16 protein-coding genes and 4 tRNA genes are annotated in these 15,492 nt (G+C 27.0%); 13 read left to right on the top strand and 7 right to left on the bottom strand.

Annotation, left to right across the window (positions count from 1 at the left end):
* Complete coding sequence (locus A2J15_RS06635; RefSeq protein WP_066779016.1) at positions 1-807, top strand: helical backbone metal receptor; 807 nt, start codon at positions 1-3, stop codon at positions 805-807.
* Here A2J15_RS06635 and A2J15_RS06630 read toward each other — a convergent pair.
* Positions 804-1,661, bottom strand: coding sequence for a radical SAM/SPASM domain-containing protein (locus A2J15_RS06630; RefSeq protein WP_066779019.1), 858 nt, complete (start codon positions 1,659-1,661; stop codon positions 804-806). The genes A2J15_RS06635 and A2J15_RS06630 overlap by 4 nt on opposite strands.
* Positions 1,662-1,830: 169 nt before the next feature.
* On the opposite strand from A2J15_RS06630, the gene A2J15_RS06625 reads away from it, so the two are divergent.
* Positions 1,831-3,090, top strand: a complete 1,260-nt coding sequence (locus A2J15_RS06625; RefSeq protein WP_066779022.1) for an MFS transporter — start codon at positions 1,831-1,833, stop codon at positions 3,088-3,090.
* On the opposite strand, the gene mutY is transcribed toward A2J15_RS06625, so the two are convergent.
* Positions 3,076-4,095, bottom strand: a complete 1,020-nt coding sequence (gene mutY / locus A2J15_RS06620; protein WP_066779030.1) for an A/G-specific adenine glycosylase — start codon at positions 4,093-4,095, stop codon at positions 3,076-3,078. The genes A2J15_RS06625 and mutY overlap by 15 nt on opposite strands.
* A gap of 73 nt (positions 4,096-4,168) precedes the next feature.
* Here mutY and A2J15_RS06615 point away from each other — a divergent pair, with 73 nt between their 5' ends.
* The 7 genes from A2J15_RS06615 (at position 4,169) to A2J15_RS06585 (ending at position 6,944) form a co-directional block, all read left to right on the top strand.
* Positions 4,169-4,915 (top strand): hypothetical protein, encoded by a 747-nt coding sequence (locus A2J15_RS06615; RefSeq protein ID WP_066779032.1) that lies wholly within the window; start codon positions 4,169-4,171, stop codon positions 4,913-4,915.
* 70 nt (positions 4,916-4,985) lie between these two features.
* Positions 4,986-5,060: transfer RNA gene (locus A2J15_RS06610), tRNA-Gly, on the top strand.
* A gap of 9 nt (positions 5,061-5,069) precedes the next feature.
* Positions 5,070-5,158 (top strand) — tRNA-Leu (locus tag A2J15_RS06605).
* Between the two features lie 16 nt (positions 5,159-5,174).
* A tRNA-Cys gene (locus A2J15_RS06600) sits at positions 5,175-5,248 on the top strand.
* 21 nt (positions 5,249-5,269) lie between these two features.
* A tRNA-Ser gene (locus tag A2J15_RS06595) sits at positions 5,270-5,357 on the top strand.
* A 116-nt stretch (positions 5,358-5,473) separates the two neighbouring features.
* Positions 5,474-6,454 carry a bifunctional diaminohydroxyphosphoribosylaminopyrimidine deaminase/5-amino-6-(5-phosphoribosylamino)uracil reductase RibD gene (gene ribD / locus A2J15_RS06590; protein ID WP_066779035.1) on the top strand — a complete coding sequence of 327 codons (981 nt, stop codon included), beginning with the start codon at positions 5,474-5,476 and terminating at the stop codon, positions 6,452-6,454.
* A complete protein-coding gene (locus A2J15_RS06585) occupies positions 6,435-6,944 on the top strand; it encodes a hypothetical protein (protein WP_066779038.1) in 510 nt (169 codons plus the stop codon). The genes ribD and A2J15_RS06585 overlap by 20 nt, the downstream gene beginning before the upstream one ends.
* On the opposite strand, the gene A2J15_RS06580 is transcribed toward A2J15_RS06585, so the two are convergent.
* The 4 genes from A2J15_RS06580 to A2J15_RS06565 all read right to left on the bottom strand — a co-directional run bounded on the left by A2J15_RS06580 (position 6,941) and on the right by A2J15_RS06565 (position 11,146).
* A complete protein-coding gene (locus A2J15_RS06580; RefSeq protein WP_066779041.1) occupies positions 6,941-8,305 on the bottom strand; it encodes an L-serine ammonia-lyase in 1,365 nt (454 codons plus the stop codon). The genes A2J15_RS06585 and A2J15_RS06580 overlap by 4 nt on opposite strands.
* A 9-nt stretch (positions 8,306-8,314) precedes the next feature.
* Positions 8,315-9,637 (bottom strand): aromatic amino acid transport family protein, encoded by a 1,323-nt coding sequence (locus A2J15_RS06575; RefSeq protein WP_066779045.1) that lies wholly within the window; start codon positions 9,635-9,637, stop codon positions 8,315-8,317.
* A gap of 284 nt (positions 9,638-9,921) precedes the next feature.
* Positions 9,922-10,341 (bottom strand): PepSY-like domain-containing protein, encoded by a 420-nt coding sequence (locus A2J15_RS06570; protein WP_066779048.1) that lies wholly within the window; start codon positions 10,339-10,341, stop codon positions 9,922-9,924.
* Positions 10,342-10,402: 61 nt separating this feature from the next.
* Positions 10,403-11,146 (bottom strand): DUF4261 domain-containing protein, encoded by a 744-nt coding sequence (locus A2J15_RS06565; protein ID WP_066779054.1) that lies wholly within the window; start codon positions 11,144-11,146, stop codon positions 10,403-10,405.
* A 151-nt stretch (positions 11,147-11,297) separates the two neighbouring features.
* On the opposite strand from A2J15_RS06565, the gene exbB reads away from it, so the two are divergent.
* From exbB to A2J15_RS06545, 4 genes are all read left to right on the top strand, one after another.
* Entirely contained in the window at positions 11,298-11,723 is a 426-nt protein-coding gene (exbB, locus tag A2J15_RS06560; protein WP_066779057.1) for a TonB-system energizer ExbB, read from the top strand.
* A complete protein-coding gene (exbD, locus tag A2J15_RS06555; protein ID WP_066779060.1) occupies positions 11,716-12,102 on the top strand; it encodes a TonB system transport protein ExbD in 387 nt (128 codons plus the stop codon). Before exbB ends, exbD begins: the two co-directional genes overlap by 8 nt.
* Positions 12,102-12,740: an energy transducer TonB gene (locus tag A2J15_RS06550; RefSeq protein WP_066779067.1), complete on the top strand. Its 639-nt coding sequence runs from the start codon at positions 12,102-12,104 to the stop codon at positions 12,738-12,740. The genes exbD and A2J15_RS06550 overlap by 1 nt, the downstream gene beginning before the upstream one ends.
* A gap of 147 nt (positions 12,741-12,887) precedes the next feature.
* Positions 12,888-13,871, top strand: a complete 984-nt coding sequence (locus tag A2J15_RS06545) for an MnmA/TRMU family protein (protein ID WP_066779069.1) — start codon at positions 12,888-12,890, stop codon at positions 13,869-13,871.
* Here A2J15_RS06545 and A2J15_RS06540 read toward each other — a convergent pair.
* On the bottom strand, positions 13,868-15,490 hold the full coding sequence (locus A2J15_RS06540) for a ShlB/FhaC/HecB family hemolysin secretion/activation protein (protein WP_152778859.1): 1,623 nt from the start codon (positions 15,488-15,490) through the stop codon (positions 13,868-13,870). The two genes, A2J15_RS06545 and A2J15_RS06540, sit on opposite strands and share 4 nt — an antisense overlap.
* Positions 15,491-15,492: the final 2 nt, after the last annotated feature.

Below are 15,492 nucleotides of genomic sequence, written 5' to 3'. Positions count from 1 at the left end.
ATGAAAAAAATTTTAATTATAATAGGTTTATTTTTAACCCTATTACAGGCTAAAGAACGCCTTGTAGTTCTTGATCCTGCAAGTATAGAAACCCTTTTTATGTTACATGCAAATGATCAAATTGTTGGTATAGCAAACTTGCAACATGCAAACATCTATCCTCAAGATAAAAGCTCAAAGCTTACAAGTGTTGGAACTTTTTCAAATCCTTCTCTTGAAAAAATCATCTCTTTAAAACCCACTTTAGTTATTCTTAGTTCTTATTCTTTAAATTTAGAAGAAGGACTTAAAAATTTTGGCATCAAAAGTATTTATTTAAAGGCTCAAAATCTCAATGAAATAAAAACCAATATACAAACTCTTGCAAAAATCACAAATAAGCAAAAAGAAGGCGAACAACTTTTAAAAGATTTTGAAGAAGGATTGGAAAAATTACGACAAAACCCTTTAAACAAAAGTGCTATTTATTTATATTCTAATCATCCACTCATGGCTTTTAATGATAATTCTTTAATCGCTGATATATTAAGAACAATAGGAATAAATAATTTAAGCCCTAAAAGTGATATAGCTCGCCCTATTATATCAGCAGAATATATCTTAGAACAAAATCCTGATTTACTGATTTTAGGTATGAATGCAAACGATAAGCTTTTAAGCATGCATACTTTGTTAAATCAAACAAAAGCAGCCAAAATGGGACAAATTTATTATAATAAAAATACAACTATACTTTTACGTTTAAGTCCAAAAATAATAGATAGAATTCAAGAGTTTAAAATGACAATAAAAAACAAAAATTTTTAACCATTCAATCTTGTTTTAAAAAATTCACAAGTTTGACAAAGTTTTTCTATGCGTTCATTTTTTTTAAAAGCTTTTTTCATCGCCTCTACATGAGGTGATTTAAGAAGCTTAATAAAATCATCCTTAAAAACATTCCCCAAATAAATATCACCTTGAGTATCCAAACAACAAGGTACTAAATTTCCATTGCTTAAAATTCCAATTTGCTCTTTTAAAGCATGACATTTACCTTTTTTATAAAAAGCTTTTTCTTTAAGATTGGGCCATTTAAAAAGTTTATCTTGATGAAGCAAAATATGCCTTTGAAGACGATTTTTAGCTAAATGTGTAAAAATTTCAACCCCAAATTCTTGAGCTAAAAATTTATAAATTTCATCATTTTCTTTAGGAGCTTTAAAATAAGCATCTAAATTCCAAAGCCTAAGATTGATAAAACTTAATTTTTTATTCTCTAAATGCTCTTTACAAAATGCTAAAATAGGTTTTAAATATTCCTTTAAAGTAAGTTTTTTTTGACTTAAAAAAGCCATTAAAGAAATATTAATTTGACGAATATTATCATATTCTAATAATAATTTAGAATTTTTAGAACTAAAATAAAAACCACTTGTAGTGATTTCTAGTTTCATTTCATAATTTTTAGCAATTTGCAAATAGTTTTCTAAATTATCCAAAAGCAAAGGATCGCCCAAAAGATGAAAGGTAAAAATTTCACTTTTATCATAAATTTGCTTAGCAAGTTTAGAAAAATTATCCACACTCATTATTCCACGCGAAGCTTTTTTTGAAGGACAAAAATCACATTTTAAACCACAAATATCACTTAATTCTATATATATTTTTTTAAATTTCATTAATACACCTAAAAATGCCTTTAAGATATTTTTAGAAAATAAATTAAAATAAGTAACATTTAATACCAATTTTATTTATTTTTTTATGATCTTACATAATTTTAAAACTTTATAAATAAAAGCTAGATTATACTTTAGTAAAGTTAAAACCTTAAAAATAAGGATTTTCATGCAAAAACTTAAAGCTAAAAAAATTCGCTCTATTATAGGTGCAAGTAGTGGAAATCTAGTAGAATGGTTTGATTTTTACATTTATGCTTTTAGCGCAACTTATTTTGCTCATGCTTTTTCCACTTCAGATAATATTATCATACAGCAAATCAATGCTTTTGGAGTTTTTGCTGCAGGATTTTTCATGCGTCCTATAGGATCTTGGCTTTTTGGATCTTTAGCTGATAAGATGGGTCGTAAAAAATCTATGCTTATTTCTATAATTTTAATGGCACTAGGATCTTTTATGATAGCAATTTTACCTAGTAAAGATATTATGGGAGATTTTGCTATCATCTTGCTTTTAATTGCAAGATTAATACAAGGACTTAGTGTGGGTGGAGAATATGGCATAGCAGCAACTTATCTTTGTGAACTTGCCACAGAAGGCAAACGTGGTTTTTATTCTTCTTTTCAATATGTAACCCTTATAGGTGGACAACTTTTAGCTGTAGCTAGTATTAGCATAATGCTTTTCTTTTTTAGTGTTGATGAAATGAAAGATTATGCTTGGAGAATACTTTTTATTATAGGAGGAATTTTAGCCCTTAGTTCACTTTTCATACGTAAAATTATGAATGAAAGCGCAACACAAATTCACAAACACGATGATAGGGGAACACTAAAAGCATTATTTAAAAATTCTTGGAAAGCTTTTTTAATGGTGCTTGGAATTACTGCAGGAGGGTCTTTAACCTTTTACACTATTACTACTTATGCTAAAACTTTCCTAGAAAATTCAGGCATGGATCAAATACTAGTTAATAATCTTTTTTTAGGTGCCTTATTTATACTTATGATCATACAACCACTTTTTGGATATATAGATGATAAAATAGGACATAAAAATTCTTTAATCATATTTTGTATTTTAGCTTTTATAGGAATTTATCCTATCTTTAATTTTATATCTAATAACGCACAAAATAATTCTTTAGCGGTATTTATCTCTTTGGTATTTTTATTTACAATTCTAAGTTTTTATACCTCAGTAGCTGGAATTTTTAAAGCCAAACTTTTTCCTGAGTATATAAGAGCTTTAGGTACAGGTTTAAGTTATGCAATTTCAAATGCCATCTTTGGAGGATCTGCACCTTGGGTTGCCTTACAATTTAAAAACGCAGGAATAGAAAAAGGTTTTTTTATTTATATAGCTGTAGTGATTTTACTCATGTTTATAGCAAGTTTATTTCTACCTAAAAAATCAGAGCTTAATTAATTTTAAAGCCTTTAAAGATAAAGTTGAAAGTGGTAAATTTTCAATTTCTTTTAAACTTTTAAATTCATATTTTTCATCTTTAAATTCTAAAACTTGATGATAAACTTTAATGCTTAATTTATATTTAGTATAACTGTGTCTAAATTGAGTTAAAAAACGCATATTTTTATGAATTTTAAACTCACCTTCGTTAAAAAAAGGAAAATTATACATACCTTTATACAACTTATTATTACTTTTTTGTACAGCAAAATTATTATCTAGTTCAAATAAAAAAAGATCTAAATTAAGTTCACCGTAAAATATTTTTTTGGCCCTAGGATAAAGCTTGGGATGAATCTTACCTTGACAAAAATCACATAAAGGACATACTCCACATTTTGGATTTTTACTTATACATATTAAAGCACCTATATCCAACAAGGCTTGGTTGTGATTAAAAGCATCATTTAAATTTAAAAGTTCTTGAGCTTTTTGTTCAAGCTCTTTCATGCTTGGGTTTTCTAAAGCAAAAAGTCTTGAAATTACACGACGTATATTAGCATCTACAAAAGAAACTTTTTGATCATAAGCAAAACAAGCAATAGCCCCTGCTGTATAAGCTCCTATCCCGTTTAACTTTTTTAAATTATTAAGTTCTTTAGGCAAATTACCCTTAAATTCAACCATACATTTTAAAGCTGCTTTTTTTAAATTTCTAGCACGAGTATAATACCCTAAACCTTGCCAAAGTTTTAAAATTTCATCCTCATTTGCATAAGCTAAACTTTTTAAATTAGGAAATTTTTCTAAAAAAGGAAAATAAAATTTTTCTAAAACTGATTTTACTTGGGTTTGCTGAAGCATAATTTCACTAATATAAACCCCATAAGCTCTATTAATATGTTTTAATCTTGCATCACAATTTTGACTTTGCAAATTCCTCCAAGGTAAGCTTTTGCGTCCATTTTTTTCATACCAAAAAAGTAAATCATTTTGTAATTTTTCAATTGTTGCTTTTTGCATAAATCAAAGTATAACAAAAATTGAAAAATTTCTGCTAAAATTATTAAATAATTAATATAAAATAAGGATATAAATGTTAGCTTTTTTAAAAGGTTTAGGCATAGGATTTTTATGTTTATTGCTTTTTGTTGCAGGAGTAATTTTTAATGTAGAATTTTTAAATAAAGAAAAATCTAATCATAATTTATATTTTTCAAGAAATATAGAAGTAAGCAATACTTTAAAACCTGATCTTTTATATGCTAATATTAATTTTTGGGCAAATGAAAATTTAAGCTCTAAAATTACATTGAGTAAAGATGAAAAAGCTCAAATCGCAAATACTTTTAATGAAATCATAAAACGCACTCAAAAAGAAAATTTTTGTCAAGGCGGTAGTTTTGATTTAAATCCTAACTTTTCTTATCAAGAAGGTGCTAAAATCTTAAAAGGTCAAACACTTCATGCGAATTTAATATGTGAATTTAAAGAAAATCAGATTCAAGATTTTAACAAAATGTTAAATGATATTGATTTTATTCTTGAAAAAAACATTTTTATTGGTGTTTCAACACCTGCTATCAAAACAAAATTTTCAAAAGATATTTTGAATAAAAATAAAGAAAAACTTTACAAAGAATTATTACACACAGCTTATTCATATGAAAAAACTTATTCTTTAGATCTTAATAAAACTTGCACATTAAAAAATCTACAAGTAAATAACTATATTAATACACCTTTATTAAATACCAAATCAAACAATATAGAACTTTCATCTCCTATTATCCATGAAAAAGAACAAATTTTAAGTGCAAAAGCTTTATTTGTGTGCAAATAAGTGGATACAAAATAAACTCCTTTTAAGTTTATTTTGCTACAATTTCACCTTAATCCTTTCAAAAAATTTTGCGGGAATAGCTCAGGGGTAGAGCACAACCTTGCCAAGGTTGGGGTCGCGAGTTCGAATCTCGTTTCCCGCTCCATAATCACCCGCCCGGGTGGTGGAATTGGTAGACACAAGGGACTTAAAATCCCTCGGAATTTTTCTTCCGTGCCGGTTCAAGTCCGGCCTCGGGCACCATTTTCAAGCATTATCAGGCGACATAGCCAAGCGGTAAGGCATGGGCCTGCAAAGCCTTGATCTCCGGTTCGAATCCGGATGTCGCCTCCAAAAAAAGGCAAAATACTTTATCGGGAGATGGCTGAGTGGTCGAAAGCGGCGGTCTTGAAAACCGTTGAGGGTAACACCTCCAGGGGTTCGAATCCCTTTCTCCCGGCCACTAATTTTCAACTTAATTAATCATACTTTATAGAAATTAAATATAAAATACATTGATTATAACTAATATTTAAAAAATTTCAGTTGATTGTCTTAAAAAAATACAAGGTGCACACAATGAAAGAATTTTATATGAATCTAGCTTTAAGTGAAGCATGGAAATATCAATTTCTAACCTATCCCAATCCAGCCGTAGCTTGTGTAATTTTGGATAGAAATGGGAAAATTTTAGCTATAAAGGCACACGAAAAAGCAGGATGTGCGCATGCAGAATTAAATGCCATAAGCCATGCTTTTAAATCTTTAAAACCTGAAATTCCTCTACCTAAAGAAGCTAACGCCTTACATGAGTTTATTTGCAAAAATCATCAAGGAATTTTTAAAGATAGTATAGCTTTTGTTACACTTGAACCTTGTACTCATCAAGGCAAAACCCCACCTTGTGCAAAACTTTTTAGTGAACTTGGCTTTAAAACAATTTTTATCAGTGTCAAAGATGAAAATAAACTTGCTAGCGGGGGGGCAGAATTCTTAAAAAAACAAGGTATAGAAGTTGAATTAGGGATACTAGAAGAAAAAGGGAAACAACTTTTAAAACCTTTTTTAATATGGCAAAAAAAACAATTTAAACTTTTTAAACTTGCCCTTTCTATGAATGGATCACCTTTTGGCAAAATCGTAAGCAATGAATTAAGTCGCACTTATGCCCATAAAATCAGATCAGTTATTGATTTACTTGTAGTAGGTGGGGACACTATAAGAAAAGACCGCCCCATTCTTGATGCTAGACTTTGCAAAGGAAAAGCACCTGATATTTGTATTTTAACTCGTAAACAACTTGATGATTTTGACAAAAATATTCCCTTATTTAAAGTACCAAAGCGTCAAATTTATACTCAAGTCCCGCATGAAGCTAAATTTTTAATGTATGAAGGTGGGGAAAATTTCCTCAAAATATTTAAAAATGAAATAGATATGTTTTTAATTTTTCAAAATCCTAACTTAAATAATGAAAAAAATGTTACAATACCTTTAAATTTTAAAGTTCTTTATAGAGGTTTTTTAGGAAATAATATTTATGGCATTTATGAACTTTAGTGGATTTTTTTATGCAAGAAATGATATAAAATTATTTAAAATAGCAAATAAAAAAGTATTAAAAACTTTCTTTTATAATAATTATATTTTAGTAAATTTCAAAGATGAATTAAATTTAAACAATAAAAGCTTTTTTTATAATAGTCAAAAAGCAAATTTATTTAAAGAAAATGATGAAATTTTAATTTCTTATTTGAATAAAAAGATCATACTTTTTAAAAATTTTACCCAAAATACAGATAATTTCAAAGAAGCTAAATCTAAACAAGGATGGCTTTTATTTTTTTTATTTTTATCTAATATATTTTTTATAAATCTAGCCATAATAAATGAGTTTAATACTGTAGATCTTCTTTTTTTGATGATAGGTTTTCTACTTTTAACTATGGGTTTTATTAATCTTATTTTACTTTTTAAACAAATTAATATTTTAAAAAACTCTTCAAAAAAAGAAATTAAAGAATTTTTAAAACAAAGAAAAAATACTTAACATATTGTTTTTAAATTAGTCGCAAGACCCCCTAAAGAAGTTTCTTTATATTTATAATTCATATCTTTACCAGTTTCATACATAGTTTCTATAACCTCATCAAGACTTACTCTAGGAGTAGATTTACGCGTCATAGCCATTCTAGCAGCACTAATAGCCTTAATAGCACCAAAAGCATTCCTTTCTATACAAGGAATTTGTACTAGTCCTCCAACTGGATCGCAAGTTAAACCTAAATGGTGCTCCATAGCCATTTCAGCAGCATTACAAGCTTTAAATGCATTAGCACCCAAAACCGTTGCCATAGCACCTGCTGCCATGGAACTAGCACTACCAATTTCTGCTTGACAACCTGCTTCTGCCCCACTAATACTTGCATTTTTCTTATAAAAAGACCCTATAAGCATAGCCGTAAGCAAAAATTTAACAACCTTTTCATCGTTAAAACCTATAGTATGGTTTTTAAGATAAAGCATTACTGCAGGGATAACAGCACAAGCACCATTAGTAGGAGCTGTTACTACCTTAGCTCCACTAGCATTTTCTTCAGCAATTGCAATAGCATATAAAGAAATAAAATCAATAATACCCATAGGATCACTTGTCATACTTATTCTTTCCTTAAGCCCCTTTGCTCTACGCTTTAAATGGAGCGTTCCGGGTAAATAAATTTCATTTGAATGTGTACCATTATAATAAACTTCTTGCATCACCTCCCAAATTTCAAAACAATAAGTATAAATTTCTTCTTTAGTATGAAATTGCAATTCATATTGATAAGAAAGTTCTGCTAAATCCCAATTTTGTTTATCACAAAGTTCTAAAGCTTCTTTAGCATTATTTAATTTTATATCCAATTGTTTTTGATTTTGATGGGAATTTTTACCTTGTTTTTCAAGCTCTAAAGCTGTTAAAACAAAACCTCCTCCTATGGAATAATAAGTTTGTTCTTGCACTAAAACACCTTTACAATTATAAGCTTTAATAAGCATCCCATTTTCATGTAAAGGTAAAAAATCTTTAGAAAATATCATATCTTTTTCATAATTAAAATTAAGCTTTTTTCTTCCACAAAAATTAATTTCACCCTTTTTAAAAGCATTTTGATTAACTTCATCTTGTATAGATGCACTTAAATTTTTAGCTTCCAAACCACTTAATCCCCAAATTACAGCTTTATCACTTAAATGTCCTTTGCCTGTTAAAGACAAAGAACCATAAAGAATAACTTCAATTCTAACAATTTCATCAAGATTTTTAAAAGCTTGCTTACAAAATAAATTACCAGCTAACATAGGTCCTAAAGTATGCGATGATGAAGGACCTACCCCAATTTTAAAAATATTTAAATTACTACCCATTTTAAAACCTTAAAAAGTATAAATTACAGTTATAATTGTTAAAATCCCTGTGATAAATACAAAAGCATCTAAAGCTTTATTTTGAAATTTTTTCATTTTAGAAACAGTATAAATAGCAATTATTGGCATTAAAAATAAAATTGCAGCAATAATAGGACCACCCAAACTTTCAATAAAACCTAAAATACTAGGATTTACATAAGCAGTAATTAACATAATAATATACATAGTTAAAGTAGAATAAATTGCAATTTTTTTCAAATTAGGGTTTTGATTACCTGCTAATTTAAAACATTTTCTTACTATACCATAAGCACCCTCTCTAGCACCAAAATAATGTCCAAAAAACGAACTAGAAATAGCAAAAAAAGCGACCAAAGGACCCCCATAAGAAATAAATGGATTATCAAGTTTATTTGCAAAATAAGAAAGTACAGGTATATTTTGAGATCTAGCCTCAGCTAATTCATCAGGACTTAAAGAAAGCACACAAGATAAAACAAAAAACATAACAAAAAAAAGTAACATTACAGAAGTTCTAAATAAAATTTGATTGGCTTTTTGTACAGAATTTTTATCGTACCTTCTCTTTACACTTAAAGAAAAGGTAGAAATAACTGGTGAATGATTAAACGAAAATACTAAAACAGGTAAAGTTAGCCATACTATAGTAATAAATTCTTGTGTTCTAGAAATAATACCAAAACTCTCAAATGACCACTGAGGAATAAGATATAAAGAAAAGATAAATAAAATAGCACATAAAGGATATACAAGCCACTCACACACTTTAGTAATTAACTCCTCACTAAAAAGCATAATAAGCATAAAAATACTTACCAAAACAAAAGCAAAAATAGCCCTATAAAAAGGAAACAAATTTGCTATAGTTTTTCCTTGTTCATTGATATGTACTTGATACATAAAAGAAATAGCATTAGCCCAAGTACTTTTAGGATCTAAAAGTGGTAAAAACTGATTATAAATAAAACTTTCAAAAGTATTAGTTATACCCACACAATAAGCTAAACAAATAGGAAAAATCGCAAAAAAATAAAGTACAGAAATAAAAACACTCACCTTCCTACCAAAATACTCTTCAGCCGCATGAGTGATATCTTTATCATTTCCATTTGCTTGACACACAAAACGACTCAAAGCCCTATGACTTAAATACACCATAGGAAAAATAATTAAAGCCATTACAACAACTGGCCAAAAACCACCAACACCGGCTTTAATGGGCAAAAATAAAATTCCAGCCCCAACTGCAGTTCCAAATAAAGATAAAACCCATCTAGTATCGTAACTTGTCCATTTAAGAGTGTCCATGTATTTTCCTTAAAAATTTAATACATTATAAATAAATTTATTTTAACATACTTACTAAAAAACAAAAGAATTTTTAATAATATGTTTCAAAATATGTTACATTTAGTAAATTACTATAATAGAAAAATAATAATTTAGCTTATCATATTTAATTCAATTTTATTTATTTTATATTTATATTATAAATAAAATTATTTAAATTTAATTTATAAAGTATAAATTTTAGACAGATTAGTAAAATTTTTTAAAGAATATATACTTTAAAAAATTTTACAATCCTATTTTCAATCATCTAGTTTTTTTCTTAAAATATTACCTTGCATATCTGTATATACTTTTATACCATTATTAAACTTAAATTTATAACCATTTACTTCTTTACTCAGTTCAACAATATAGGAACTAAGTTCAGTATTGCTTATTTTTTCCATAACAACAGGTAAGATACTATAAGGTAAAGCTTTATGTTTTCCATCGAGATCTTTCCACTCTCCATTAAACATAAAATCAATTTCTGTCCCATCATTTAAAGTCACCTCATAAGAATCAAGATCTTTTTTCACTAAAACAATTTGAGTGTTTTGGAAATTTTTAGCAATAAATTCTTGAGCATTTTGTGGAAGTTCATTAGCGGGAATAACCATATCTTTAGCAAAAAGCACCATAGCACTAAATAAAGCGCATAAACTTAATTTTAATTTCATTTAATTCCTCCTTACTTTTATCCATAAAAATTTAACTAAATACTGTGAAGCAAATGTGAATTTAAAAAATAATTTTTAAACTTTCATGCTCAATCTTTAAACCTTGACTTTTAATAAATTTAACCTTTTTACCATCTTCAAATTTTAATATATCTTTATCTTTTAAACTAAGATCATAAGTTAAAAGATGTAAAATAATATCATAAATACAAAAGAAAAGTTCTTTTTCTTTTATCTTTGCATCACAAACTTCAAGCTCTAATTTATTAAAATTTCTAAGCCCAGAAGTATAAGCATTAACCCCATTCTCTCCAGGATAAACATTAACATATACCCAATTGTAAACAGGTAAGCGATTATCATTTAACATTTTTGCATTTTCTATATAAAAATGAGGTTCTAAAACAACAGCACCTGTATAAAAACCTAAAGCATGTTTATCCTCTAAACACAAAGCTGCAATTTGAGTAAAAAGCTTAGCTTGTTCTATCTTACTTTCATCTTGACTTAAAACAGCTACAAGAAGATGTGCTTGATGTTTTTTAGTTTGTACTAAAGCATCTTTCCACATAAAATTAAAATTAGCATAATACTCTGCTTCATCATTAGGTATACGATTTTTGATTAAATTTAAAGTAATTAATATATTTTTATAATAAAAAATTACCCCCTCTTCATTAAAATTCTCATCAGCTATTGTTATATTTAATTTATCTTCTAAGCTCTTTTTTAGTGCCATAAAATCAAAATCAAGACTATCTAAAAGAACAAAAGAAGTAAAATTACGATTTAAATCTGTAGTCATTTTCCACCCTTTATAAAAAATTGTATTAAAATAATTATAGCTTATAAAAATAACAAATACCAAAGATTAAAAGATTATGATAATTAATATTAATTATAAATTTATTTTTTAAATAGTATAATTTTTATTTACATATTTTTGGGAGTAAATTATGGAATTTCTGAAAAATTATATAGACTTAATTATCTTCATTATTCTTGGAATAATGGCATTTATAGCCCTTTGGTGTGTTATTGAAAGAATACTTTTCTTAAAAAATATTAATTTTAAAGATTATGATAATCAAGAACAATTTGATGATGCTATTAGTGAAAATTTAACTCCAATATATATCATTTATTCTAATGCTCCTTATATAGGGCTTTTAGGGACTGTTATAGGTATTATGATTACCTTTTACCAAATGGGTTTAGCAGATAATATCGAGGTAAAATCTATAGTTACAGGCTTATCTTTAGCATTAAAAGCGACAGCTTTAGGACTTTTAGTAGCTATTCCTTCTCTTATAGCATATAATGCTTTACTGCGTAAAATTTCACTTTTAAGCAATGCTTATAAGGTATACAAAAATGCTTAAATTACCTAAAAATGAAGGTTTAAACATAATCCCTTTTATAGATATTATGCTTGTTTTATTAGCTATAGTGCTTAGTATTTCAAGTTTTATTGCATATGGAAAAATCAAAATCAATCTTCCTTTAAGCGAAAATGCTACTAATATAAATAATGAACAAAAAAAACTGCTTATAAGTATTGATGAAAAAAATTTATTCTACCTTAATGATGCCTTAAGTCCTTTAAATGAAATAAATAATGTCCTTTCTTCACTTGATAAAAAAACCTTAGTAGAATTAAAAAGTGATAAAAATGCCAAATTTGAAAGCTTTATTAAAATTATAGATTTATTAAAAGCTAAAGAACATGAAAATTTTCAAATTATTACAGAGAAAAAATAATGAAAACTTTATTTTTTAACCACAAATATCAAGCTTTTTATATCACTTTTTTCATTTTCATGCCTTTAGTTTTTATTTTTTTACATCTTAATAATTTTTTTAAAACAGAAATAAAAAATCAAAACACTTTTTCTTTAACAATGAAACATTTTATACAAATCAATCAAAACCAAGAAAACAAAATCACACAAACAACCATAAAACAAGCTCAAAAACAAATAATAAAAAAAACTTCTAATCCCAACAAAGCAATAAAAAAACACACAAACCTAAAAAAACCATCTTTAAACACCATGCAAGTAAATAAAGAAGATATATCCTTTTTAAAAACTAAACATATACAAACAAATCAAATCTTGCAAGATAATACTTCTATCTTGCAAGAAATTCAACAAGCCATACAACAAGTACAAATTTATCCCAAACAAGCTATAAAAATGCGTATGCAAGGCATAGTAAAAGTAGAATTTTTATGGAAAAAAAATAAAAGCTTAGCAGAACTTAAAATCCTTGAAAGTTCAGGATATGATTTATTAGACAAAAATGCTTTAAAAAGTATACTTAAAGCTTCAGTTTTCTTCCCTTCTTATGAAAAAGATTTAAAAATAGTTTTACCTATAGTATACCATCTAAGCTAATACATTTTTAAATTTAAAACTTTTTATATATTTTTATTACCTATGGTAAAAAATGATTTTAAATAAGAACTCATTCTTATTTAAAAATTTTTAGTTAAAATTATAGTTTTGAAATAAAAAATAATTTTTAATTATAGAAAGGGAGAAATGAAAGCATTAGCTCTTTTTAGTGGTGGGCTTGATAGCATGCTTGCCATGAAGCTTATCACCTTACAAAACATAGAAGTTAAAGCTTTAAATATTAATATAGGTTTTGGAAGCACAAGTGACAAAAGTGAAATCATGAAAAAACGTGCGGCTATGGTAGGTGCTGATTTTGAAATGATAGATGTAAGAAATTCTTATCTTCAAGAAGTACTTTTTAACCCTCAATATGGTTATGGAAAACATTTCAACCCTTGTATAGATTGCCATGCTTTTATGTTTAAAACGGCACTTTCTATGTTAAAAGAAGAAAAAGCAAGCTTTATTATCACAGGAGAAGTTTTAGGACAAAGACCCATGAGTCAAAGAAACGATGCTATGGTTAAAGTTAAAAAACTTGCTTTAGATCAAGAAGATTTAATCTTACGTCCCATGTGTGCAAAAAAATTGCCCCCAAGCAAGCCAGAAAGAGAAGGTTGGGTAGATAGAGAAAAACTTGAAAATATCAGTGGAAGAAGCCGCAAAAGACAGCTTGAACTTGCAAAATTATTTGGCTTAGAAGATTTTGAAAGCCCTGGAGGAGGTTGTTTACTAACTCTTGATAGTTTCACTAAAAAAATCCGTGACTTTATAGAATTTGATAAAGACATGCAAGTTAATGATGCACAACTTTTAAAATACGGTAGACACTTAAGACTACCTCATGGAGCTAAAATGATTATAGGGCGCAATGAACTAGAAAACGCTATTTTAAAAAATTTAAAAACTCCAAAATATGAAGTTATAGAACTTAAAAATCTAATAGGTGCTTATTCTTTAGTAGATGAAAAAATTTCAGAAAAAGATTTAGAACTTGCTATGAAAATCGCTTTAAGCTATACTAAACATGAAATAGGAAAAAGCTATGAACTTAGTTTTAAAAATAAAACTTATCAAAGCATAGCCTTTGAAGATAAAAATAGCATAAGTCAATTTTTTATTTCTTAAAAAAACATCGAAGCTCTAAAGTAAATAGGCATTCTTTCACTTGGCATATTAGAAGATTTATGCAATGCCTTAGATGCAGTAAAATTTAAAGATAAATAATCTAAATTGTATCTAAATCCAAAAGCAATGCCTGCTAAAAAATCTTTATTAGGCAAAAGATAATCTCTACCATAACCCAAATCTAAACCAATAAAAGGTTGTAAAGCTCTTAAATATTTTGGGAAGTGTAAAAATTGTAAATATATAGTATGATTTCCATATACTCCATAATCAAGTGCTGCTGAACTTTCCTTAAATCCTCTAACAGTATATTCATCACCTATTAAAAATTTATTTGCATATAGCAAGGGTTCATTAGAATAACTTCCCCCTATATTACCCTGATATAAAAAGGCTAAATCATCATTAAAATAAAAATTCTTTTTATAACTTGAATTAAAATTTACCTTATTAAATTCTACCTTATATAAAGAATTAATAGAATCTCTTTTAGATCCTAAAAATGGAACCCCTTTTTCATATTCTAAATTTAAAAATAAAAACCCATCAAATGCAAGAGTTGAATACTCAATACCACTAGCAATACTAGAATACCTACCACTTGAACTTTTTAAAACAAAATCATCAATTTCATTAACATCATCTTTAATAGATAAATTAGCATAAATTGAAAACTTATCCGTATTAGTACGGTGTAAAATTTTCCTTAATGTAATTTTATGTCTTAAACTTGTATCTTTATTTACTATGTAAGAATTACCATAACCTTCAATCAAATTTTTATTATCACTGTATTGTAAAGAATAAATAAATTCATAAGTTTGCAAAGGTAAAAGATAATTTAACAAATAAACATTTTTATGTTCTTTTCCCATATCTTTTAATAAACTTTGGATAAAACCAAATTGCATAGAATCATTAACATTAAATGGATTTTTCAAAACAACTTGAGTGCTAGTCTTATATTCTCCTTGATCTTTACTTCCACTATTATCAAAATCAATAAGTATATCAATAGGATTTGGTTCACTTTCAATAAATATATCTGAATAATCATAATCTTGGCTAGCTTTTATAGAAATTTTAACATTTTCAGCAGCATTGCTTAAATTTTCTATTCCTGTATCTAAATCATAAATATTAAATTTATCTCCCTTTTTTAAAGGCACACCAAGCTCTAATTTTGTAGCATTATTATCCCCATTAAGATATATTTCTCCAACAAAGCCATATTTTAAATCAAGTAAAAGAGTATGATTGCTCTCATCTATTTTATCAATACTTATACCTGAAGTAGAATAACCCTTTGAAACAATAAAATTAGTAAGCTCTTTAATCATATTATAAATATCATTAATATTTAAAGCCTTATTAAGATATTTTTGCAAAATTACTTCAGCTTTTTTTGTAAGTTCATCTTCTTTTTTAAATTGAATATGTTCAAAAGTATAAAACTTATCTTCAAAATTGGGATTTTCTAAGATAATTTCATCTTCTTCTTGTTGCTTTCTTGCTAATTCATCAAATTCTTTTTCTATATAGATTTGTTGTTGTCTTTTTTCTAACAAATTAAGCATTTTTGCTGAGTCATCTGCTTGTAAAAAGCAGATATAACTCATAG

This window comes from Campylobacter hepaticus (assembly GCF_001687475.2).
Lineage (GTDB): Bacteria > Campylobacterota > Campylobacteria > Campylobacterales > Campylobacteraceae > Campylobacter_D > Campylobacter_D hepaticus.
This window is presented reverse-complemented; position numbering and strand designations above follow the sequence as displayed.

What these genes read in the sequence shown, in the direction of transcription:
- A2J15_RS06635 (WP_066779016.1), top strand. Translation starts at nt 1, where the DNA reads ATGAAAAAAATTTTAATTATAATAGGTTTATTTTTAACCCTATTACAG.
- A2J15_RS06630 (WP_066779019.1), bottom strand. Translation starts at nt 1,661, where the DNA reads ATGAAATTTAAAAAAATATATATAGAATTAAGTGATATTTGTGGTTTA.
- A2J15_RS06625 (WP_066779022.1), top strand. Translation starts at nt 1,831, where the DNA reads ATGCAAAAACTTAAAGCTAAAAAAATTCGCTCTATTATAGGTGCAAGT.
- mutY (WP_066779030.1), bottom strand. Translation starts at nt 4,095, where the DNA reads ATGCAAAAAGCAACAATTGAAAAATTACAAAATGATTTACTTTTTTGG.
- A2J15_RS06615 (WP_066779032.1), top strand. Translation starts at nt 4,169, where the DNA reads ATGTTAGCTTTTTTAAAAGGTTTAGGCATAGGATTTTTATGTTTATTG.
- ribD (WP_066779035.1), top strand. Translation starts at nt 5,474, where the DNA reads ATGAAAGAATTTTATATGAATCTAGCTTTAAGTGAAGCATGGAAATAT.
- A2J15_RS06585 (WP_066779038.1), top strand. Translation starts at nt 6,435, where the DNA reads ATGGCATTTATGAACTTTAGTGGATTTTTTTATGCAAGAAATGATATA.
- A2J15_RS06580 (WP_066779041.1), bottom strand. Translation starts at nt 8,305, where the DNA reads ATGGGTAGTAATTTAAATATTTTTAAAATTGGGGTAGGTCCTTCATCA.
- A2J15_RS06575 (WP_066779045.1), bottom strand. Translation starts at nt 9,637, where the DNA reads ATGGACACTCTTAAATGGACAAGTTACGATACTAGATGGGTTTTATCT.
- A2J15_RS06570 (WP_066779048.1), bottom strand. Translation starts at nt 10,341, where the DNA reads ATGAAATTAAAATTAAGTTTATGCGCTTTATTTAGTGCTATGGTGCTT.
- A2J15_RS06565 (WP_066779054.1), bottom strand. Translation starts at nt 11,146, where the DNA reads ATGACTACAGATTTAAATCGTAATTTTACTTCTTTTGTTCTTTTAGAT.
- exbB (WP_066779057.1), top strand. Translation starts at nt 11,298, where the DNA reads ATGGAATTTCTGAAAAATTATATAGACTTAATTATCTTCATTATTCTT.
- exbD (WP_066779060.1), top strand. Translation starts at nt 11,716, where the DNA reads ATGCTTAAATTACCTAAAAATGAAGGTTTAAACATAATCCCTTTTATA.
- A2J15_RS06550 (WP_066779067.1), top strand. Translation starts at nt 12,102, where the DNA reads ATGAAAACTTTATTTTTTAACCACAAATATCAAGCTTTTTATATCACT.
- A2J15_RS06545 (WP_066779069.1), top strand. Translation starts at nt 12,888, where the DNA reads ATGAAAGCATTAGCTCTTTTTAGTGGTGGGCTTGATAGCATGCTTGCC.
- A2J15_RS06540 (WP_152778859.1), bottom strand. Translation starts at nt 15,490, where the DNA reads ATGAGTTATATCTGCTTTTTACAAGCAGATGACTCAGCAAAAATGCTT.